Raw genomic sequence first — 19,137 nt, 5'->3', positions numbered from 1 at the left:
ATGCCATAATATGGACGTATGAAAGAAAAAACCGTTATTGGCTCAACTGAGTTTGTAGATTTTGGTAAGCGAGCGCAAAAAGTCCCAGCTAAAATTGATACGGGCGCCGATTCCAGTGCGGTTTGGGCGAGCAATATTCGCGTTGATAAAGATGGAGTGTTGAAATTTTCTCTATTTGGCAAGGGTTCGTCGTATTATAATGGTAAGGTATTTAAGAGAACTGATTATTCTGTGGCTAGCGTGCGCTCCGCAATGGGTCAAAATCAGATTCGCTATCGAACGCACTTTTGGGTGAAGATTGGTGGGCGAAAAATTAAAATGCTGATGAATTTGTCTGACCGGTCAAAGAATGAATTTCCGGTGTTAATTGGGAGACGGTCGATTTCTGGAAAATTCCTAGTGGACGTATCAAGAAAAAATGTTCGCAGGAAAAAACCGTCCGTAACTGCTAGCCTTAATGAAGAAGTAAAATTGAATCCATACGAATTTTATAAAAAATATCATCAGAAAGGTGAAGAAAAATAATGCGAATTGCAATCTTATCCAACGGCAACATTAATTATTCGACGCTTCGCCTGAAAGAAGAGGCTGAAAAGCGCGGTCATCAAGTTAAGGTTATTAAGTATAAAAACTGCTACGTTTCAATTGACGAAAAGCATCCGACGGTTATTTATAAGGGTAAAGAGATGGATGAATTTGATGTGGTGATTCCGCGAATTGCGAGCCATATGACAAAGTATGGAACAGCGGTTTTGCGTCAATTGGAGATGATGTATCCGAAGGCGTTTTTTATGAATCGTTCAATTGCAATTACTAGGGCGCGGGATAAATTGCGCTCAACGCAGCTATTAGTTAAAGCGGGAGTATCGATTCCGAAGACGGTCTTTTCTCGAAACGCGACTGACATTGATTCGCTCATTGAAGAGATCGGTGGTATGCCGGCAATTATTAAGTTGGCGCGTGGTACGCACGGAAATGGCGTGGTTCTGGCGGAAACCAAAAAGGCCGCCAAGTCGGTTCTTCAGGCGTTCTATTTGACCAACTCGGATGGCACGAACGTGCTGCTCCAGGAGTTTATTAGAGAGTCGGCTGGTGTCGATATTCGTGCGTTTGTGGTTGGTAGTCAAGTGGTGGCTAGTATGAAGCGTCAGAGTTTGGACGATGATTTTCGTAGCAATTTACACAAGGGCGGCGAAGGAACCAGTATAAAATTGACAGATTCTGAGCGTAAAATGTGTGTGAAAGCCGCTAAGGCAATGGGGCTAACGGTTGCTGGAGTTGACTTCATGAGATCAAGCCGTGGAGCTTTGGTGCTGGAAGTTAATGCTAGTCCAGGATTTGGAATTGAGAAAATTACTCGCCGAAATGTGGCTGGAAAGATAATCGAATACATCGATCGAAATGCCAAGCGTGGCAATAAAAAAGATAAAATCGGCGCTTAAGCATAAACTTGTTATAATAGGTTTATGGACGAGCCTCGTCACTCGACAGTAACTCAGACTGTCATCAAATGGATATTTATCTGCGGAATGCTGATGGTTATTGGTGGGGCAATTTTTTATGCTTTTCGAACGGTTTCGCCAAAAACGGAAATGATTTACCTTAATAAGACGATGCTTCGGGCGGAAATTGCTAATGATGAAGAATCGCAGCGGAAAGGCTTGTCTGGAAGGCTGGGAATTGATGAGAATTATGCCATGCTGTTCGTGTTTGACCATAACGATCGTCATAAAATGTGGATGAAAGATATGAAGTTTTCGGTCGATATGATTTGGATCAATGATAAAAAGCGTGTTGTCTATGTAAAACATAACGTCAAGCCGGATGCTGAGCCGCATGAAAAATATGCGCCACCAGTTCCCGCGAAGTACGTATTGGAGGTGAAGGCGGGTGTTGCTAAGCGGGCGAGCGTTACGGTTGGGTCACAGGTAAAATTTGATTTGGAGGAGGATAAATGAGCGTGATAATTCTATTTGGAGTAATTTTAGTAACGGTTTTTGTGGTTGCATTTGTTTCATCTCGAAGATTCGGTCCATTGGCGTTGGCGTTGGCGACGGGATTTTTACTGTCAGAATGGTGGGGTAGCTGGCTGACGGGGGTGCTGGACGGCTTGAAGTTGGAAACTGGTTTATTGCCAAATGGTGTAATTTCGGGATTAGTCTTAACGTTGGTTCCGCTAATTATGCTTCTTCTAAGCGGACCTAGATATCAGAAAAAACATGAGAGAATTGTCTCGGCGGTGGGAATTGCGTTTTTGATAGCAGCGCTATTGGTGGTTCCTCTGGGAAAATATATATCACCAGACGGACAGGCGTTGGAGTTGTATAAGATTTTCGCGAATAATTGGCGATATATGGCTACGTTTGGTCTGGTGTGCGGTCTAATTGACATTTTTTCACTACATACTGGTGGACATAAACTCGCTAAGCATTGACCTTTGTGTTGGTTTGTGCTAGGATGAAGAAAGCGGATATTCCGAATGGGTCCATAGCTCAGCTGGTTAGAGCACCTGCCTTTTAAGCAGGGTGTCCCGGGTTCAAGCCCCGGTGGACCCTCCAAATTTGAAATCGACTCCCTTGGCGGAGTCTTTTTTATGGCTTCAGATCCAGATATACTTTAAGTATGAATAGTTGGCTATTTAAGAAGTTGCATATTTCTTGGTTGGTGGCGGCGTGGTGTCTCGGTCTGACAATTGGCGTAATTTCCATCCATTACATACCGCGGTCGTTTGTGGCGAACTCATTATTTTTATTGGTCGGGCTGACTATTTTTGTAATTGTGGCAATTTGGCGCTGGCGATTTTTCGTGATTTTAGCAATTATTTCTGGAGTTTTGGTTGGTCTTTGGCGCGGTGAAATCGGCAGAAAAGGCGTGGAGGTTTATGATTCGTTAATCGGAAAAGTCGCAATTATCCAGGGTCAAGTTTTGGAGGATCCTGATCTCGATAAAAATAGCCAAACAGTTCTTAGATTGGGCAATCTGCAGATGAATAATGAAAAATTGCCGGGACAAATTTGGGTGACGACGCCAGATAAAAACTCAATTAAGCGTAGTGATATCGTGAAGGTTAAGGGTAAAATGACGGCGGGATTTGGGGCTTTTTCAGCAAGCGTATATCGGGCGAAAATTATTAGCGCCGAAAGACCAGTTCCGGGTGATGTGGCGGTGGGAGTTCGTGATTGGTTTGCGGGGCGGGTCCGTGAGTATGTTCCGGAATCAGAGTCCGCGTTGGGATTGGGATTTTTATTGGGTTTAAGGCGTGCTATGCCAACTGAATTAAGTGACAATTTGAAAATTGCTGGACTAACGCATATCGTGGTGGCGAGCGGCTATAATTTAACAATTTTAGTTCGTTTAGCGCGACGATTATTCGCCAAGCGATCAAAATATTTAGCGATGCTCAGCACGGCTGTTATGATAATTGGTTTTATGGCGGTGACTGGATTAAGTCCTAGCATGTCGAGAGCTGGTTTGGTGGCGGGGCTGAGTTTGGCGGCGTGGTATTACGGCCGGACAATTCATCCGCTGGTCCTACTTCCTGTGTCGGCGGCAATTACGCTATTGATAAATCCGCAATTTGGTTGGGGCGATTTGGGCTGGCAATTAAGCTTTGCTTCGTTTGCGGGCGTAATTATGTTGGCGCCGCTTCTACATTCTTACTTTTTTGGCAATAAAGAGCCGGGCGCGTTTCGACAAATTTTAATTGAAACTTTGTCGGCGCAAATTATGACGTTGCCGCTACTTATGATGAGTTTTGGTGTTATTAGTAATGTGGCGTTAATCGCGAATATGTTGATTTTGCCGTTTGTGCCGCTAGCGATGCTGCTGACATTTATGTCGGGCGTGCTGGTTTTTGTGCCGATGATTGGCGCGTTGATTGCAATTCCGACGACGTGGCTACTTGGTTATATGATCCAAGTCACCAATTGGACAGCTGGATTTGAATGGGCTCAAATGGAAGTTAGCATTAATTTGTGGCAATGTGTGGTTTTATATGTGGTGCTAATTTTGGCAATGATTTGGATGAAAAAGCAAACTAAATTGGACCTCGCTAAGATAAATATTGTGGAGTAGTGTATAATAGTAACAGATTGAAATAGCAAATAACTTTAGGAGAAATTATGTCAGGACACAGTAAATGGGCTACAACTCACCGACAAAAAGCGATTGTTGACGCTAAGCGCGGCGCAATTTTTACGAAATTGGGTAATCAAATTGCTATTGCGGCACGTGGCGGTACAGATCCAGCGCTGAACTCAAGTTTGGCGATGGCAATTGAAAAAGCTAAGGCTGCGAATATGCCTAGTGCAAACATCCAGCGAGCAATTGACCGAGTGGCGGATAAGAGCGCGGCGGCTTTGGAGGAAATTGCTTACGAAGGTTATGGTCCTGGCGGCGTAGGCGTTATTATTGAAACGGCGACAGATAATCGCAATCGAACATTGCCAGAGGTAAAAACTGCGTTGGTTAAAAATGGCGGGCGAATTGCTGATGCTGGTAGTGTGATGTTCCAATTTACGCGCAAAGGCGTCATTACTATCGAAGGCAGCGGGGAAGATTTGTTGCTGGCAGTTTTGGACGCTGGCGCCGAAGATGCTGTCGAGGAAGATGGCGAGATTATCGTGTATACAGAGTTGAAAGATTTGGCGATCGTGCGAAATAAATTGGTTGAACAAGGCTTGAAGGTTAAAGATGCGGAACTGCGATACATTGCCAATGCACCGATAGAAATTGCCGATATGGAAACTGCGCAGAAATTGATGAAAATGATTGATGCGCTGGACGATTTGGATGATGTTGTGAATGTTCATACGAACGCGGATATCACAGCGGAATAAAATCATCGCTTTAAGTAATCGCTCCTTTTTTGGGGCGATTTTTAATTTGACAAAAAGTACGCTAAACTAAAGATGATTAACCATAAGCAAGGAGCGAGCATGAAGTATTTGCGCAACACACTACTTATGATACTAGCCGTGGCACTAATAATGCCGTCGCCGTTGGTTTTGGCGGAAGGCGTTTCAAGTACTACTCAAGAGTCGAAAGTTGATGACGTTCAGACTGTTGATAATAGCCTTAAATCGGCTGAGGAAGTGAAAGATCCAGTTGTTGACAAGGAGCAGATCAATAGTAATAGCAATTCATCTTCCCAATCAAGTGAAAATCCCGAGGCTTCAACGGAGAATTCGTCTATAGATAGTCCGAGTGAAAATCCTGCCACCAATGAGTCTTCAAAGTCCGAGCCAAACCCCGAATCTGAGCCGCCAAAAATAGATAATTCAGATGAAAGCACAGAAGAACATGCGCCGATATTAATTTCAAAGATTAGTCAGGGCAAAAAATACGTTGAGATTTATAATCCGACGAATCAGAATGTTAATTTGGCTGGTTGGAAAATAGAGTATCACACTGGATCTGGAGTTGAAACCGTTGGAAAAATTTTCAAGGATGAAGTAATATCGGCGAACGGATTTTTGGTTTTGTCGAACGATAAGATGTTGGCGGGCGCCATAAAGTTTGATAATAATTTAGGTTTGGCTCAAAATGATGGATCGGTCGTGCTGTCGCGCTCGGACGGGTCGGTTTCAGATACTGTTGGCTGGGGGAGTAATTCAAAGTCTGCAGGCTCGCCAATTAAAGGCAGTGTGAAAATTGTTTGGCGCTGTTTTATTGGTGAAAATATTATTGATTCGAAAAATAATTCCACTGATTTTTTATCGAGTAAAGGTTCTGATAATCAGGAAATTGTGCCTTATTCACGTCCGAATTGTAAGAGTTCAGAGCACAAACCTGAATCTCCAAAGGAGTTGAATAAATGTGAAGGTCTGAAGCTAAGTGAAATCGCGTCGAATATTGATGAACAATTCATTGAAATTGTCAATTCTGGCGAAAAAACCGTCATTACGACAGGCTGTAAATTGACGATTGGCGATTCTGGCGTTCGTGAAAATATTGGTGATATCGAATTAAATCCTGGCGAATTTTTAGTGATCAAAATAAAAAGTACGAATCTGAAATTGCCAAAAACAAAAGGAAAAGTTTATTTATTAGACGAGGCTGGCTCGAAAATTGATTCCGCTGAATATGAGAAGTTAGCGAAAAGCTCTTCGTGGAGTTTGATTGATGATGAGTGGATGCAAACGTTTATGATAACTGAAAATTCTGAGAATATCTTTAAGGAATATCCAGACTGTCAGAGTGGTTATGAGAGGAATGTGTTAGGTAGATGTGTGAAAATTGCCACCCCGCCCGTTGAAAGCCTTTGTCCTGTCGGTCAATATCGTCATCCAGAAACTCACCGTTGTCGAAAAATTGAAGCAACAAAAACTATTACGCCTTGTAAAGATGGCTATTATCGTAGTGAAGAAACTGGCAGATGTCGATCTATCGCATCGGCTGCGGCAAAAACTTTGAAGCCTTGCCCAGAAGGTCAATTCCGCAATTCAGCTACGGGTCGATGTAAGAAAATTGCCTCCACTGACGACATAGCAAAAGAATGCCCAGAAGGATTTGAGCGCAACCCGCAAACTAAGCGATGTCGAAAGATAAAATCTGCAAATATGCCAACTGTTGGTTCGGCGGCCGCTGAAGTTAAGCAAGTCGCTGGTGCTACTTGGGGCTGGTGGGTATTTGGCGGCGTGAGTTTACTGGCCGTCGGTTATGGCGTATGGCAATGGCGATGGGAAATTTCGCAATTTGTACGAAAAATCCGCGAAAGCATTAAATCCGCTAACGGTAAATAATTGCTATAATAAAGATATGAGAATTATCGGGATTGACCCGGGAACGGGGATTTTGGGGTTTGGTGTGATTGATTTTTCTCGTGGCAAGTTTAAAATGGTTACGGCGGGAGTTGTGACGACGCCGGCACATACGCCAATTGACGAAAGGCTTGAAGATATTTTCGATAGCCTGACAGAAATTATTGCCGAAACAAATCCTGATGTTATGTCGATTGAAAAGCTATTTTTTGCGCGCAATGTTACGACGGCAATTTCTGTGGCGGAAGCGCGCGGCGTGGCGATGTTGACTGGACGAAAAGCCGGAATGCCGATTGCTGAATATACGCCACTGCAAATAAAACAAACTTTGACCGGCTATGGCAAGGCCGATAAAAAGCAGGTTCAAGAAATGGTGCGACTTAATTTAGGTCTGAAAGATGTTCCGAAGCCGGATGACTGCGCGGACGCTTTGGCTGCAGCAATTACACACGCAGCGATGAATCGGGTATAATTGAAATATGATTGCACATGTTTTTGGAAAAGTTGCTGAGAAGTTTAATGGCTCGTTAGTCATTGATGTCCATGGTGTTGGATATGAAGTTAGTGTGGCGACTAATGATTTTGACGCAGTGACATTAGATCAAGAAGTAAAATTTTACACTTATCATCACGTGCGCGAACAGTCGGAGGAATTGTTTGGGTTTTCTAGCTTGGCGGCGAAAAAGTTATTTGAAATGCTAATCACGGTTCAAGGGGTTGGCCCGAAGGCTGCGCTGGCTATTTTAAGCTTGGGTGATGCCGAGCAAGTGCGCAATGCTATTGCTAATGCTGATAGCGGCTTTGTACAAAAGGCTACTGGCGTCGGCAAAAAAACCGCCGAGCGAGTGGTGGTTGATCTGAGCGATAAAGTTGGTTTACCGACTCATTACGGCCGAACGGAAACTCCGTTGCAGACTGAATTAAACACTTCTGATGAAGCTTTGGAGGCGTTGATGGCTTTGGGCTATACGCTGGCAGATGCCACTAAGGCACTTGAAAATGTCGATGTCAATTTGCCGACATCTCAGCGAGTAACTGAGGCGCTGAAGAAATAGATCTTTGCATTCTAATATTTAATTATTGACCCTAAATTAAGTTATTGCTTGTAAATGTTATAATTAGTTTATGGCAATTGAAAGAATAGTTGATACAAGTTCGCATGATGATGATTCTGAAGAGCAGCGAATTGAGGTGAGTCTGCGTCCGCAGAGTTTTGCTGAGTATGTTGGTCAGGAAAGATTAAAACGTAATTTACGCTTGGCGATTGATGCAACCAAAAAGCGCGGCGAGCCGTTGGATCACGTATTATTATATGGTCCGCCGGGGCTTGGTAAAACAACTATGGCGACGGTGATTGCTAATGAAATGGGCACGAATTTGCGAATTACCAGTGGTCCGGCTATTGAAAAAGCGGGCGATTTGGCGTCAATTCTGACTAATTTGTCGGACGGTGATATTCTGTTTATCGATGAGATTCATCGGTTGGGGAGATCAGTGGAGGAAATTTTGTACTCCGCAATGGAAGATTTTAAGCTGGATATTGTGATTGGAAAAGGTCCGGCAGCGCGATCAATTCGATTAGATTTACCGCGGTTTACGGTGATTGGCGCAACGACACGAACCGGAAGTTTGGCGGCACCTTTGCGTGATAGGTTCGGGCATATTTATCGTTTGGAATTTTACACGCCAGAGGATATTGCGAAAATTGTGACGCGTAGTGCGAAGATTTTAGAGTCGTCAATTCGAAGTGAGGCGGCGGATTTATTGTCGACGCGGGCGCGCTTGACGCCACGTATTGCCAATAGGCTTCTTAAGCGAGTTCGTGATTACGCCGATGTTAATGGCGACGGAATAATTGATGTAAAAACTACAACCAACGCTTTGGAGATGCTGGAAGTAGATGAACTGGGATTGGATCCGGCTGATCGTAATTTATTGCAATCGATTCTGGAAAATTATGGCGATAATCCTGTTGGATTAACAACAATTGCGGCGTTGACTGGTGACGAGGCGACAACAATTGAGGATTTTTATGAACCATATTTGCTACAAATTGGTTTTATTGAGCGCACGCCGCGTGGTCGTCGAGTAACAATTAAGGCAAAGCGACATTTGGGAAAATAGTTATCGTATTCTTCGGCTTTTTGTGTTTTAACAAAACCAGACAAACTTAACTAGGAGCAGTCATGGGCAAAAAACAAGGCTATCTTAAGTTCTGTCGTGTTATAATATAGGCATGAATCCACAAACATCCTCGTCAGAAGATTTAACGCAGCCTGTTGCGTATGATGCTGATGGTCGACCACTATATCATCATCCGCCACAGACTGGTCGTCCAGCTCCGGTTGTGGCGCAGACGAATTCTTATGTGACGGCAAGACCGAAAATTATTGATGGGGAGAATTTTGATCCGCGATTGCGTAGTCAGTATGCTAATGAACCGCAAGTCGTACATGTTGCGCGAGATATTGACCCGAAGCCGTTTACTATTAGTGACGACCTGAAACAAAAACACGAAAAATCAGTTCAGCAATACCCGAATCTCAATTTGAGTGAAGGTGAATATATTATTTTGGATATTAAACGCCATCCGATTGGCATGCTAATCCCGACAGGAATTTCGGTTTTCTTGGTGGTGATGATCATGGTGTTTGTGATGTTTTATCCGTCAATTGCTCGTGACGCAATTATTTCGCCGATGCCTTCGCTGACCGATGTGTTTGGCGTGGCGATGTTGCTTATTGGGTTGGTGGCGCTTGGCGGTGCGATGTCCTTGTGGATATATTTGCAAAATCATTTTTACATGACCAACGAAAGTGTAATTCAGGAAATCCAGGGTAGCTTATTTTATAGGCACGAGCAAACGGTGAGCTTAGGCAGTATTGAAGATGCAAGCTTCCTCCAATCTGGAATTATTCAGACTCTTTTCAATTATGGCACGATTCGTCTCAGTACCGAAGGCGAGGAAACAACATATATATTTCATTTTGTGGCAAATCCACGCAAGCAAATTGCGATAATCAATAATGCCATTGAAGACTTTAAGAATGGCCGTCCTGTTTGTGATGATTAGCTAATTATTTATGGCGACTTTCTTTTACGTAGTCATCTTCATTGACAAGCGTCGCAACAAGTTTGTATGACTTACATTTTCCGTCATTACAATTTGAAGATTCATAGCGGTAACTGCTGTCTTTTTCGCCAATTTTCTTACCTTGCGGGTCTTTCAGCAACGCGGGATCCATAGTCGGAAGCGTGCCTTCTTCTAACTTCTCTGGGTAATAGCCATTTTTAACGTAAAAACCTTCTTCCAGGCTATAATGCATGGCGTTAATCGCGGTGCGTTTTTTGGCATTGTTTGATTCGTTGGTCAATTTTGTATATTGTGAGAAACCTAAGATTGCGATGATAATCAAGAAAGTCGCTACAACCAAAAGTTCAATAATAGTGAAACCGTTTCGCTTATTCATGAATGTAATTATAGCAAATCTTGCAACAAATCGGTATAATAAAGGAAGTAACTAAGGAGGGAATGCTATGGCAAAATCAGACAGTAAAACAGTAAATCCAGAAAAGTCAAGTCAGGCATCGGATAAAAAAGTTGATGAAGGCAAACTTAAGGCGCTTGGTTTAGCGATGGATCAAATCACCAAGCAGTTTGGCGACGGATCGATTATGAAATTGGGCGAGGCTCATAAAGTTGATGTTGAAGTAATTCCTTCTGGTGCTTTGAGCTTGGATTTGGCACTCGGTGGCGGATATCCAAAGGGTCGTATCATAGAAATCTATGGTCCGGAAAGCTCAGGTAAGACAACATTAACGCTTCACGCTATTGCAGAAATTCAGAAGCAGGGCGGAACGGCGGCGTTTATTGATGCCGAGCACGCGCTTGATCCAGCATACGCTAAGCGTCTGGGCGTGGACACGGAAAATTTGTTGGTTTCTCAGCCAGATAACGGTGAGCAAGCATTAGAGATTACGGAGACGCTAGTTCGTTCGAACGCGGTGGATTTGGTGATAGTCGACTCGGTGGCTGCCTTGACACCACAGGCTGAAATTGATGGCGATATGGGTGATTCTCACATGGGTCTTCAGGCTCGATTAATGAGCCAGGCTCTACGTAAATTGACGGGAATTATCAATAAGTCAAAAGCCACGGTGATCTTTATCAATCAGATTCGTATGAAAATTGGCGTGATGTTTGGTAATCCTGAAACGACAACTGGCGGTAATGCGTTGAAATTTTACGCGTCGCAGCGAATTGACATTCGTCGAATTGGTCAGATCAAAGTTGGCGATGATATTATTGGTAACCGCACGAAAATTAAGGTCGTGAAGAATAAGATTGCACCGCCGTTCCGCGTGGCTGAATTTGACATTATGTATAACGAGGGAATTAGTAAAACTGGCGACATTCTGGACTTGGCGGCAACGCACGGTATAGTTGAAAAGTCGGGTGCGTTTTATAAATATAACGGCGAAACGATTGGTCAGGGGCGCGATAAAACGAAGACTTACTTGAAGGAAAATCCTGAGGTTCTGGCGGAAATTGATCAGAAAGTACGTGATAAAGTTAAGGAAGCGGAAAGTTAATTCATATATAGATGAAAATCACCGATATTTCTCTTCAGGCTCGTGATAAAAATCGTGTCAATGTAAGTGTTGACGGGAAATATCGTTTTAGCTTGGACGTATTTCAGGTCGGCGAGCTAGGCATTAAGATCGGTCGCGAATATACGGAAGAGGAAATTTCGAAACTAGAAGACGATAGCCAGTTTGGTAAGTTGTATGCTAGGTCTATAGAATACTGCTTAATACGTCCGCGAGCCATCAAAGAAGTGCGCGATTATTTGTGTCGGAAAACGCTAGCCACTCGTCGACGTTCGGCGAAAACTGGAAAAATTATTGAGCATCCCGGAGTGAAGCCGGAGATTGCTGAGCGCGTCTTGGATCGTCTTATTGAGAAAAAATATTTGGACGATGAAAAATTTGCTCGATTTTGGTTTGAGCAGCGGTTCATGAAAAAAGGTGCTAGTATTCGTCGTTTGAAGTTGGAGCTGGCGCAAAAGGGGATTGATAATGCAACGATTGAGTCGTTAGTTAAAGAGAATATTCGCTCTGATGACGAGGAGTTGCGGAAGATTATCGCTAAAAAACGTTATCGATATAGCGATCAGCAGAAGTTAATGCAATATTTGGCTAGGCAGGGTTTTTCTTACGACGACATTAAGAAGGCTCTTGAAAACCCAAAAGATTAATCAACTTTTGTAGATTCTGGTTGTGGACGAGGCTGCTTGCGGAATGGATTTTCGTATGAATTTATCTGCGGAATAGGTGTTTTTTCGGCTATGTGCGAGATGGTTGCTGATTTTACAACGATTTTATCATCGGTTACTTTTATAATCTGAGAACGATGAATAAGTAGCTCTGTATCACCAAAGCTTTTCAAGAACGGTCGCCGAATTCGAAGCTGCTGTATAATAAAATTCCCAGCTGCCAAAGTGTAGCCGATAACTTTTCCGATTTTCTTATTTTTTTCATCAATAACCAACTTGTCTTTTAGTGTAAAATTGATGTCATAAATTTCTTTTATAGTAATCACATCATCAATGCCAATAATCTCGTCGGTTGAATCGATAATCATACCGAGTGGTCCGATTTCTCTGACGTCATCGATGCGAAGCAGGCTAGGGTGCTGGTCCAAAAGTCGCCCTTCAAGTTCATATGCTATTATAGATAGATTCTTCGGATTGATGATTTCCCGCGATGTTCGCGCCAGTTCGGAGCCCGTCTGAAGACTCATGACGGGAATATCAAGGAAGCGATCTGCGGATATAAGCATAACTATATTATAAACGGTTACGTTCTATTCGGCAAATGGATTGGAGCGACCAGCCGGCAGACTAAATGAGTCGTTTGCTGAAGTTGACGGTCGGAAGTCTTTAATAATTTGCATAGTTTTTTTATCAAAACTTATTGATGCAGTTTGTGGCTCTTCGGTAGGAACTGCTAAAAGTCCGCTCAAAAGAAATATCGCGATTGCTACGCCTCCGATTACGACAACGCTATATATTATCACATGAAATCGCCACAGGAATTTGGACAGTGATTTTACGATTGGCTCGAGCTGTTCTGATATTGATGGACTCATCGTGTATAAACCTTTACTTCAAGTGATTGGATTGATATTTCATGATTATTTGCGCCTCTGGAAATTGACACGCCTGAAAGCTGCATTCGAGTGACATTTTTTTCAATAAGACTAAGGAAATGCAGGAATTTCGTGTAATCTATAGGATCTCCCAATTGAATTGATACGAAAGTACTTTTCACCCCAGCGGGGCTGGCGGATGTTTGCTTGCTAGGTTTCGTTGTCTTAGCGGAAGTTGTTGGTTCGTTTTGGAAAGAGAAAGCTTTAATCGGAATGCCAGCGCGGTCAGCGTAGGTATTTAAATCCTTAATAATCTGATTCTGATATTGATAAAGTTTCGATTCTGAGACGATATTCTTTGCTTTTTTAACTGTGTCGGAATTGCGGTCGAGCTGAGATTTTGACGCTAGCAAACTTTGTATTTTTGCATCAACTGCAGTTGCTTCGGTCTGCATTTTTCCGACTTCTTCTGATGTTTTACTTAGGAATGAATAGGCGAAAATAACTAGTCCTACCATTGCTGACAATATTATGAGCAATAATAACGACAGGACAATTCGCGCGATACTGGCATTTAGAACTTTTTTCATTGTTTTAAGACCTCTGGCTTTGGTGTAACGCTAATTGTTATAGTAATTGGATAATCCGCAGGCTTGTCTGATGATTGGTTTCCATCGCTATAAACGACGGTCTCTAAGTGAACGTCACTAAATATCTCTGATTTTTCTAAGCTAGTTTTTATTCGGATAGCGTCATCCTTGTTCTTTCCGAGAGCTGTTAATGACAATGGTTTATCTAATGCTGAAGTGTCTAGCGTCAGAGAGTCTAAAACCATACCTGATGGTATATATTGTGCAATTTTTGGGATAATTGTAGAGTAATGAGCTTCGCTGTTAATGATTACTTTAGCTGAATCAAGGTCTTTCTTAAACTCGCTAACTTCTTTTTGCGTCGATTGGTATTGAGCAAGTTTGGCGTTTCCTTCGTCAATGTTAGCTTGAGCTGAGGTGCGGCTATTTTCTAAGAATAGATAAAATCCGCCAATAGTTAAGAATAACAAACCTGCAAATATCAATGATATGATGCAGTATCGTCTTAAGATGACATTTACTCGTCCGGCGCTGATTTGCTTTTTTTCTTGAGGAGGGAGAAGGTTAATCATAAATATCCTCCTGCTTGATTAAGGCTAGTCCCGCAACTGGTGATAGCTGGGAGCGAAGCTGTTTTGCTGGTTGCTCTAGCCCATCGAAATTGAGCATTTGCCACGGACTTGCCACGCGCGCTGGCATTAATAGTTCGTTTGTGAAAAAATCACCGATTCCTGGAAGATTACCGCCGCCACCAACTATGAGAACTTGCTCGATTTTTTTCTCATTAGGAAAGCGGTCGGTGTAGTATCGCATAACGCGCTTAACTTCGTTGGTCATTTTTTCTAAGCTTGGGTGTAAAGCTCCTGCTATTCTGGCTTGCCTTGGGCCGGGATTTAATCCGTTTAATACCTTAAATTGATGAGCTGTCTCAATTGGTACATTCATTTTTTTAGCTAAATTTAAGGTGAGCGAATAGCCGCCAACATTTAGGCCGCCAGTCACTCGTATGTCAGAATCTAGAATCGCGATATCTGTAGTTGATGTGCCTATATCGACGATAACAGTAGGAAGCATTCCTTCTTCTGTGCGCTTCAGAAGTCTAGCGATTGCGCTGATGTTCGGCTCAATTATTGCAACTTCCAGGCCGCATTGTTTTGTGGCATCTAACATGCTGTCGATCATTTTCTTCGGTGTGGCACACATCAGAACACTAAGTTCATCTTTCGTACGATTGATAATTCGATAGTCCAAATAAAGAGAATCTAGGGGTGCTGGAATGTATTGTTCGGCTTCCAAATTTACCGCACTGCGAATATTGCTCTCCTCTTTCACGGGCAGGCTAAATGTCCGCGAAAATGTTCGGTTGGTTGGTATGCCCAGCGCTACGCGATTGCTATTGATCTGTCCTACGACGTTTTTCTTCAATAACGTTTTGATATTCTGCGCCAAATATTCAGTGTTGTCTGCAGAATTTCCGTCGCTTTTTTGAGAATCGAGGTTAATCGATCCATACCCATGAACTAGCATCCGATTTCTATCAATCGACATTACTTTTATGCTTGTTCGGCTGATATCTAGGCCGATGATTGGTTTTTTTCTATAAAATATGCTCGACACGTTATTATTTTCCCACCTATATATCGGTATTATAACATAAGCTTTTTTGAAAAACTATTATTCCTTAACTTGACCCGCCATGCTTGTAATTGGACCCATAACACTAACCGCCACCAGGGCAATAACAATACCCATAGCAACGATCATTACTGGCTCGATAATAGAGCTAACGCCGTCAATCGCGGTATCAACTTCTTCCTCGTAAAAGTCAGCGACTTTAACCAGAACTTTGTCTGTTTGTCCAGTTTCTTCACCGACAGACAACATCTGTGCTACGATTGGCGGATATAAATCGTCCTGCTCTGCGATAATTTTTGATAAAACTTCACCGTTTTGGACTCGCCTGGTGGCTTCTTTTAGGGATTTTTCGTATGCGACATTTCCGACGGCACGCGAAGTTACGTCCAGCGCTTCAAGCACAGCCACGCCCGCGCCGATGAGAGCGGAGAAGGTTCGGGTAAAGCGGGCGATTGCCACCTTTTTAACAATTGGACCGACAGCTGGAACTTTGATGATGATATTGTGAAATTTTACGCGACCTTTTGGAGTTTTAATATAGCGAATTAATAGCCAAATACTTCCGGCAAATATTGGAATGATTATATACCAAAATGACACTACAAAATCGCTAATTCCGAGCATAATCTCAGTAAGCATTGGTAGTTTAGCGTCAGGTCCGCCCATATCTTTAATGGTTTTGCCGATAACCGGAATAATGAAGATCATTAGGATAAAGAATGCAATAATCGTAATAATTAAAAGTACGATCGGGTATGTCATGGCGCCTTTAATTTTTTTCTTCATGGATGAGTTTTTTTCTTGTTGTAGGGCTAGACGCTTTAAAATATCGTCCAAAATACCTCCAGTTTCACCCGCAGCAACCATGTTCACGTAAATATCATTGAAGGTTTCTGGGTGTTTGCTCAGGGCATCCGCGAAAGACATACCGCCTTCAATATCTTTAATCACGGCGTTGATCGTGTCTCGAAAATTGGCGCTTTCGGCGTGTTTTGCCATAGAGTTAAGGGAACGAAGAATAGGAACGCCAGCTGAAACCATGGCACTTAATTGGCGAGTAAACATCACCAATTCTTCAGTCTTAGCACCTTTCTTTTTCTTGCCGAAAGAAAAACTAAGCTCTTTTTTTGCGCCTTTTTCTTCAATTTTTATCAATTGTCCGCGTGACCTCAAATTGTTAATGGCAGACAGTTTGTCGGCTGCTTCAATCGTTGAAGAGACGGTCTCTTTCTTTTTATTGACAAGCAAATATTCAAAAATTGGCATAATGTTACTCCCTTGTTGCCCTCAAAACTTCGTCCACGGTGGTGATCCCGCGCAGTGATTTAATAAGTCCGTCCATCTGCATTGTCACCATGCCTTCGGAAATCGCTTGATCTTGAATATCGTTGCTGGTGGCGTTGGCGGTAATCATTTTTTGGATAGGGATGGAAATGCCAAGAACCTCGTAAATGCCAACGCGACCCTTGAATCCGTTATGTCCGCACTCGTCGCAACCTTCTGGGTTTGGCTTCCATAAGTGTTCAATTCCTAAATCTGTTGACCCCATGGGCGTGTCGCCACCAATTTTATCCTCAAAAGCTTGCTCTTCGAGATTGTGAATTTTTTTAATCGACTCTGTATTTATCTTAAACATTTCGGTGATATACTTTATTTCTTCTTCGTTTGGAGTATATTCTTGGCGGCAGTTCATGCACAGGCGCCTAACTAGCCGCTGTCCAATCACCGCCTTCACGGTTGAAGCGATCAAAAATGGCTCAATTCCCATATCTAGCAAACGCGGCAAACATGTTGCAGCATTATTTGTGTGCAGAGTAGAGAACACTAAGTGTCCGGTCAGTGCTGCTTGAACGCCAAGGTTTGCGGTTTCGCCGTCGCGGATTTCTCCGACCATGATGATGTTTGGGTCTTGGCGAAGTAACGCCCTTAGTCCTGAAGCGAAAGTCATCCCGGCTTTGGCGTTGGTCTGGGTTTGATTGACTCCTGGGATTTTATATTCTACCGGGTCTTCAATTGTGGAAATATTGACATCTGGAGTATTGAGTTCCGACAAGACGCTGAACAAGCTGGTCGATTTTCCCGATCCAGTTGGTCCAGTCACCAGGATCATTCCGTTCGGCTGGGCCATTGCATCCTTTACCGTTGCGAGCGACAGACCCCAATAGCCAAGCTGATCCAGTTTAACAGCCTGGTTCGATTCGTCCAAGATACGCATGACCACTTTTTCGCCGTCAGCGATTGGCAATGTCGAAACGCGAAGCGCGTATTGTTTTCCTGAAACTTTTATCTTAAATCGACCGTCCTGCGGCACGCGGCGTTCGTCAATTTTCAGATTGGAGAGGATTTTAATGCGGCTCACCAAAGCGCCGTGAACGTTTCGTGGCAATTTGTTAACTTCCTTCAAAACACCGTCAATTCGGTAACGAACCTGAACGTAATCCTCGCGCGGCTCAATGTGAATGTCGGAAGCGTTGGATTTTATGGCATATTCCAGCAACAAATTAACAGTTTGGGCAATTGGTGAATTTTCCGCAAAATCATCTTGGCTAACGTTTTGGTCTTCGGCAGAAGCGTCTTTTTGTACCGCAATAACTTCGTCAAGCTCGGCATTGATATTACCGCGATAATTTTCCAAACAGTCCAAAATGTTGCTTTTTGTCGCTAGGAAAACCTTAGTGTTGTAGCCAATTTCTTTCTGAATAAAGTTCAACGCCTGCACGTCGTCTGGGTCTTCCATCGCAAGCGACAAGCTGTCGTCCTCATTTTTCTCAAAAAGCACAACATTATACTGGCGCGCGATATGTTCAGGAATTCGTTTCAACACATCTTCGGGAATATCCTTTGGCTCAATTCGCACGAAAGGCACGCCGATGTAATCGCCGATCAACTTTGTCAAATCTTCCTCAGAAATGACTTTTTGTTCAATAGCTGTTTCTTGCAATGTTTGCTTCGACCGTTCAGCGATCAATTTCAAATCAGCAAGCTGCGGCTCATCAACAACCCCACCTTGTTTCAGAATGCTCTCGATTGTCTGGTCTGAAACACGCATAACTCTTATGGTTATTGTACTATCATCGCCAAAAAAAAGCTAGCATAGTATAATATAAGAGTGAATATTTCTAGTGAAGAGAAAATACGAGAATTGGGCACGGCAATTGGTCGGGCTGTTTCTGGCGGGGAAGTGCTGGAATTGGTCGGTGATATTGGCGCGGGGAAAACCACATTGACGAAGGGAATTGCGCAGGCTTTAGAGATTGACGAGCCAGTTCAGAGTCCAACTTTCACGATTTCGCGCGTGTACGATTCACCTCGCGGTCTGAGTTTGGCACATTACGATTTTTATAGATTGGGAAATGCTGGAATTATGAGCGAGGAGATTCGCGAAGTGGTGGATTCTAATTCGGTTGTTGTAGTTGAATGGGCTGGCGCTGTCGATGATGCATTGCCGAGTGATCGATTGGTGATAAAAATTACCGCGACTAGCGAAGAAGGGCGGCTTGTAGAATTTTATCCTGGCGGCAAAAAATCTGATGAACTTTTGGGAAAAATAAAGGAGAATATGGCGTGATAATTTTATTGGACACTTCAACATCAACATGTTTTTTAACAATAGTCAATGGAGAAAATCGTCAGGATTTTGAGTGGGAAGCTGGGCGGACGTTGGCACGGAATTTGTTGAAATTTTTGGAAGAAAAGACTGGCGATTTGCATCTGATAAGCGGCATTGGCGTAATGAAAGGACCAGGAAGTTTTACGGGACTGAGAATTGGTTTGACGGTTGTGAATACTTTGGCGGACAGCTTGAAGATTCCTATTGTTGGTGCAAGGGGTGACAATTGGCGTGATTTGGCTTTGGGTAAATTGCGTTCTGGCGAGAATGAAAAAATTGTTATGCCAGAGTATGGTACCGCTGCGAATATCACTGCGCCGCGAAAATAATTTTTATCGCCCAAACCATCAAAACCGTGTATAATTAAATTACGGCGGTTTGCGATTTTTG

23 protein-coding genes and 1 tRNA gene are annotated in these 19,137 nt (G+C 43.1%); 16 read left to right on the top strand and 8 right to left on the bottom strand.

The window, feature by feature from the left end:
* Positions 1–18 precede the first annotated feature (18 nt).
* The 12 genes from LRM48_RS03380 (at position 19) to LRM48_RS03325 (ending at position 9,834) form a co-directional block, all read left to right on the top strand.
* Positions 19–525: an ATP-dependent zinc protease family protein gene (locus tag LRM48_RS03380; RefSeq protein WP_243812211.1), complete on the top strand. Its 507-nt coding sequence runs from the start codon at positions 19–21 to the stop codon at positions 523–525.
* On the top strand, positions 525–1,442 hold the full coding sequence (locus LRM48_RS03375) for a RimK family alpha-L-glutamate ligase (RefSeq protein ID WP_243812212.1): 918 nt from the start codon (positions 525–527) through the stop codon (positions 1,440–1,442). Before LRM48_RS03380 ends, LRM48_RS03375 begins: the two co-directional genes overlap by 1 nt.
* A 24-nt stretch (positions 1,443–1,466) precedes the next feature.
* Positions 1,467–1,958, top strand: a complete 492-nt coding sequence (locus LRM48_RS03370; protein ID WP_243812213.1) for a DUF192 domain-containing protein — start codon at positions 1,467–1,469, stop codon at positions 1,956–1,958.
* A complete protein-coding gene (locus LRM48_RS03365) occupies positions 1,955–2,434 on the top strand; it encodes a hypothetical protein (RefSeq protein ID WP_243812214.1) in 480 nt (159 codons plus the stop codon). The genes LRM48_RS03370 and LRM48_RS03365 overlap by 4 nt, the downstream gene beginning before the upstream one ends.
* 47 nt (positions 2,435–2,481) lie before the next feature.
* Positions 2,482–2,558: transfer RNA gene (locus tag LRM48_RS03360), tRNA-Lys, on the top strand.
* Positions 2,559–2,622: 64 nt separating this feature from the next.
* Positions 2,623–4,074: a ComEC/Rec2 family competence protein gene (locus LRM48_RS03355; RefSeq protein ID WP_243812215.1), complete on the top strand. Its 1,452-nt coding sequence runs from the start codon at positions 2,623–2,625 to the stop codon at positions 4,072–4,074.
* 47 nt (positions 4,075–4,121) lie between these two features.
* A complete protein-coding gene (locus tag LRM48_RS03350) occupies positions 4,122–4,838 on the top strand; it encodes a YebC/PmpR family DNA-binding transcriptional regulator (RefSeq protein WP_129744428.1) in 717 nt (238 codons plus the stop codon).
* 99 nt (positions 4,839–4,937) lie between these two features.
* The gene (locus LRM48_RS03345; protein ID WP_243812216.1) at positions 4,938–6,743 is read left to right on the top strand and encodes a lamin tail domain-containing protein; all 1,806 of its coding nucleotides are present in this window, start codon (positions 4,938–4,940) and stop codon (positions 6,741–6,743) included.
* 16 nt (positions 6,744–6,759) lie between these two features.
* On the top strand, positions 6,760–7,233 hold the full coding sequence (gene ruvC / locus LRM48_RS03340; protein WP_129631598.1) for a crossover junction endodeoxyribonuclease RuvC: 474 nt from the start codon (positions 6,760–6,762) through the stop codon (positions 7,231–7,233).
* Positions 7,234–7,240: 7 nt separating this feature from the next.
* Entirely contained in the window at positions 7,241–7,816 is a 576-nt protein-coding gene (ruvA, locus tag LRM48_RS03335) for a Holliday junction branch migration protein RuvA (protein ID WP_243812217.1), read from the top strand.
* A 70-nt stretch (positions 7,817–7,886) separates the two neighbouring features.
* Entirely contained in the window at positions 7,887–8,885 is a 999-nt protein-coding gene (gene ruvB, locus LRM48_RS03330; protein WP_243812218.1) for a Holliday junction branch migration DNA helicase RuvB, read from the top strand.
* 112 nt (positions 8,886–8,997) lie between these two features.
* Positions 8,998–9,834, top strand: coding sequence for a PH domain-containing protein (locus LRM48_RS03325; RefSeq protein WP_243812219.1), 837 nt, complete (start codon positions 8,998–9,000; stop codon positions 9,832–9,834).
* A gap of 4 nt (positions 9,835–9,838) precedes the next feature.
* Here the strand turns inward: LRM48_RS03325 and LRM48_RS03320 are convergent, their stop codons facing one another.
* Positions 9,839–10,231, bottom strand: a complete 393-nt coding sequence (locus tag LRM48_RS03320) for a type II secretion system protein (protein WP_129744432.1) — start codon at positions 10,229–10,231, stop codon at positions 9,839–9,841.
* 67 nt (positions 10,232–10,298) lie between these two features.
* On the opposite strand from LRM48_RS03320, the gene recA reads away from it, so the two are divergent.
* Together recA and LRM48_RS03310 are read left to right on the top strand one after the other, a co-directional pair.
* A complete protein-coding gene (gene recA / locus LRM48_RS03315; protein WP_129636736.1) occupies positions 10,299–11,354 on the top strand; it encodes a recombinase RecA in 1,056 nt (351 codons plus the stop codon).
* Positions 11,355–11,365: 11 nt separating this feature from the next.
* Positions 11,366–12,019, top strand: a complete 654-nt coding sequence (locus tag LRM48_RS03310; RefSeq protein WP_243812220.1) for a regulatory protein RecX — start codon at positions 11,366–11,368, stop codon at positions 12,017–12,019.
* Here the strand turns inward: LRM48_RS03310 and LRM48_RS03305 are convergent.
* The 7 genes from LRM48_RS03305 to LRM48_RS03275 all read right to left on the bottom strand — a co-directional run bounded on the left by LRM48_RS03305 (position 12,016) and on the right by LRM48_RS03275 (position 18,186).
* Positions 12,016–12,603, bottom strand: coding sequence for a hypothetical protein (locus LRM48_RS03305; protein WP_129631563.1), 588 nt, complete (start codon positions 12,601–12,603; stop codon positions 12,016–12,018). The genes LRM48_RS03310 and LRM48_RS03305 overlap by 4 nt on opposite strands.
* Positions 12,604–12,627: 24 nt before the next feature.
* Complete coding sequence (locus LRM48_RS03300; RefSeq protein ID WP_146428564.1) at positions 12,628–12,912, bottom strand: hypothetical protein; 285 nt, start codon at positions 12,910–12,912, stop codon at positions 12,628–12,630.
* On the bottom strand, positions 12,909–13,502 hold the full coding sequence (locus LRM48_RS03295) for a hypothetical protein (protein WP_129744434.1): 594 nt from the start codon (positions 13,500–13,502) through the stop codon (positions 12,909–12,911). Before LRM48_RS03295 ends, LRM48_RS03300 begins: the two co-directional genes overlap by 4 nt.
* Positions 13,499–14,074, bottom strand: a complete 576-nt coding sequence (locus LRM48_RS03290; RefSeq protein WP_129744435.1) for a PilN domain-containing protein — start codon at positions 14,072–14,074, stop codon at positions 13,499–13,501. Before LRM48_RS03290 ends, LRM48_RS03295 begins: the two co-directional genes overlap by 4 nt.
* On the bottom strand, positions 14,067–15,050 hold the full coding sequence (pilM, locus tag LRM48_RS03285) for a type IV pilus assembly protein PilM (protein ID WP_243812221.1): 984 nt from the start codon (positions 15,048–15,050) through the stop codon (positions 14,067–14,069). The genes LRM48_RS03290 and pilM overlap by 8 nt, the downstream gene beginning before the upstream one ends.
* Before the next feature lie 126 nt (positions 15,051–15,176).
* Positions 15,177–16,403, bottom strand: a complete 1,227-nt coding sequence (locus tag LRM48_RS03280; protein WP_243812222.1) for a type II secretion system F family protein — start codon at positions 16,401–16,403, stop codon at positions 15,177–15,179.
* A 4-nt stretch (positions 16,404–16,407) separates the two neighbouring features.
* On the bottom strand, positions 16,408–18,186 hold the full coding sequence (locus LRM48_RS03275; RefSeq protein WP_243812223.1) for a GspE/PulE family protein: 1,779 nt from the start codon (positions 18,184–18,186) through the stop codon (positions 16,408–16,410).
* A 60-nt stretch (positions 18,187–18,246) separates the two neighbouring features.
* Here LRM48_RS03275 and tsaE point away from each other — a divergent pair, with 60 nt between their 5' ends.
* Complete coding sequence (gene tsaE, locus LRM48_RS03270; protein WP_243812224.1) at positions 18,247–18,705, top strand: tRNA (adenosine(37)-N6)-threonylcarbamoyltransferase complex ATPase subunit type 1 TsaE; 459 nt, start codon at positions 18,247–18,249, stop codon at positions 18,703–18,705.
* Positions 18,702–19,076: a tRNA threonylcarbamoyladenosine biosynthesis protein TsaB gene (locus LRM48_RS03265; RefSeq protein WP_243812225.1), complete on the top strand. Its 375-nt coding sequence runs from the start codon at positions 18,702–18,704 to the stop codon at positions 19,074–19,076. The genes tsaE and LRM48_RS03265 overlap by 4 nt, the downstream gene beginning before the upstream one ends.
* The last annotated feature ends 61 nt before the right edge of the window (positions 19,077–19,137 follow it).

The sequence above is a fragment of the Candidatus Nanosynbacter sp. TM7-008 genome (assembly GCF_022828245.2).
GTDB lineage: Bacteria > Patescibacteriota > Saccharimonadia > Saccharimonadales > Saccharimonadaceae > Nanosynbacter.
This window is presented reverse-complemented; position numbering and strand designations above follow the sequence as displayed.

Excerpts from the sequence above, each read along its gene's own strand:
- recA (WP_129636736.1), top strand. The coding sequence starts at position 10,299 with ATGGCAAAATCAGACAGTAAAACAGTAAATCCAGAAAAGTCAAGTCAG.
- LRM48_RS03375 (WP_243812212.1), top strand. The coding sequence starts at position 525 with ATGCGAATTGCAATCTTATCCAACGGCAACATTAATTATTCGACGCTT.
- LRM48_RS03380 (WP_243812211.1), top strand. The coding sequence starts at position 19 with ATGAAAGAAAAAACCGTTATTGGCTCAACTGAGTTTGTAGATTTTGGT.
- ruvA (WP_243812217.1), top strand. The coding sequence starts at position 7,241 with ATGATTGCACATGTTTTTGGAAAAGTTGCTGAGAAGTTTAATGGCTCG.
- ruvC (WP_129631598.1), top strand. The coding sequence starts at position 6,760 with ATGAGAATTATCGGGATTGACCCGGGAACGGGGATTTTGGGGTTTGGT.
- LRM48_RS03280 (WP_243812222.1), bottom strand. The coding sequence starts at position 16,403 with ATGCCAATTTTTGAATATTTGCTTGTCAATAAAAAGAAAGAGACCGTC.
- LRM48_RS03290 (WP_129744435.1), bottom strand. The coding sequence starts at position 14,074 with ATGATTAACCTTCTCCCTCCTCAAGAAAAAAAGCAAATCAGCGCCGGA.
- LRM48_RS03365 (WP_243812214.1), top strand. The coding sequence starts at position 1,955 with ATGAGCGTGATAATTCTATTTGGAGTAATTTTAGTAACGGTTTTTGTG.
- LRM48_RS03295 (WP_129744434.1), bottom strand. The coding sequence starts at position 13,502 with ATGAAAAAAGTTCTAAATGCCAGTATCGCGCGAATTGTCCTGTCGTTA.
- LRM48_RS03325 (WP_243812219.1), top strand. The coding sequence starts at position 8,998 with ATGAATCCACAAACATCCTCGTCAGAAGATTTAACGCAGCCTGTTGCG.
- LRM48_RS03275 (WP_243812223.1), bottom strand. The coding sequence starts at position 18,186 with ATGCGTGTTTCAGACCAGACAATCGAGAGCATTCTGAAACAAGGTGGG.
- LRM48_RS03320 (WP_129744432.1), bottom strand. The coding sequence starts at position 10,231 with ATGAATAAGCGAAACGGTTTCACTATTATTGAACTTTTGGTTGTAGCG.
- LRM48_RS03370 (WP_243812213.1), top strand. The coding sequence starts at position 1,467 with ATGGACGAGCCTCGTCACTCGACAGTAACTCAGACTGTCATCAAATGG.
- LRM48_RS03345 (WP_243812216.1), top strand. The coding sequence starts at position 4,938 with ATGAAGTATTTGCGCAACACACTACTTATGATACTAGCCGTGGCACTA.
- LRM48_RS03355 (WP_243812215.1), top strand. The coding sequence starts at position 2,623 with ATGAATAGTTGGCTATTTAAGAAGTTGCATATTTCTTGGTTGGTGGCG.
- pilM (WP_243812221.1), bottom strand. The coding sequence starts at position 15,050 with ATGTCGATTGATAGAAATCGGATGCTAGTTCATGGGTATGGATCGATT.
- LRM48_RS03305 (WP_129631563.1), bottom strand. The coding sequence starts at position 12,603 with ATGCTTATATCCGCAGATCGCTTCCTTGATATTCCCGTCATGAGTCTT.
- LRM48_RS03300 (WP_146428564.1), bottom strand. The coding sequence starts at position 12,912 with ATGAGTCCATCAATATCAGAACAGCTCGAGCCAATCGTAAAATCACTG.
- LRM48_RS03350 (WP_129744428.1), top strand. The coding sequence starts at position 4,122 with ATGTCAGGACACAGTAAATGGGCTACAACTCACCGACAAAAAGCGATT.
- LRM48_RS03310 (WP_243812220.1), top strand. The coding sequence starts at position 11,366 with ATGAAAATCACCGATATTTCTCTTCAGGCTCGTGATAAAAATCGTGTC.
- ruvB (WP_243812218.1), top strand. The coding sequence starts at position 7,887 with ATGGCAATTGAAAGAATAGTTGATACAAGTTCGCATGATGATGATTCT.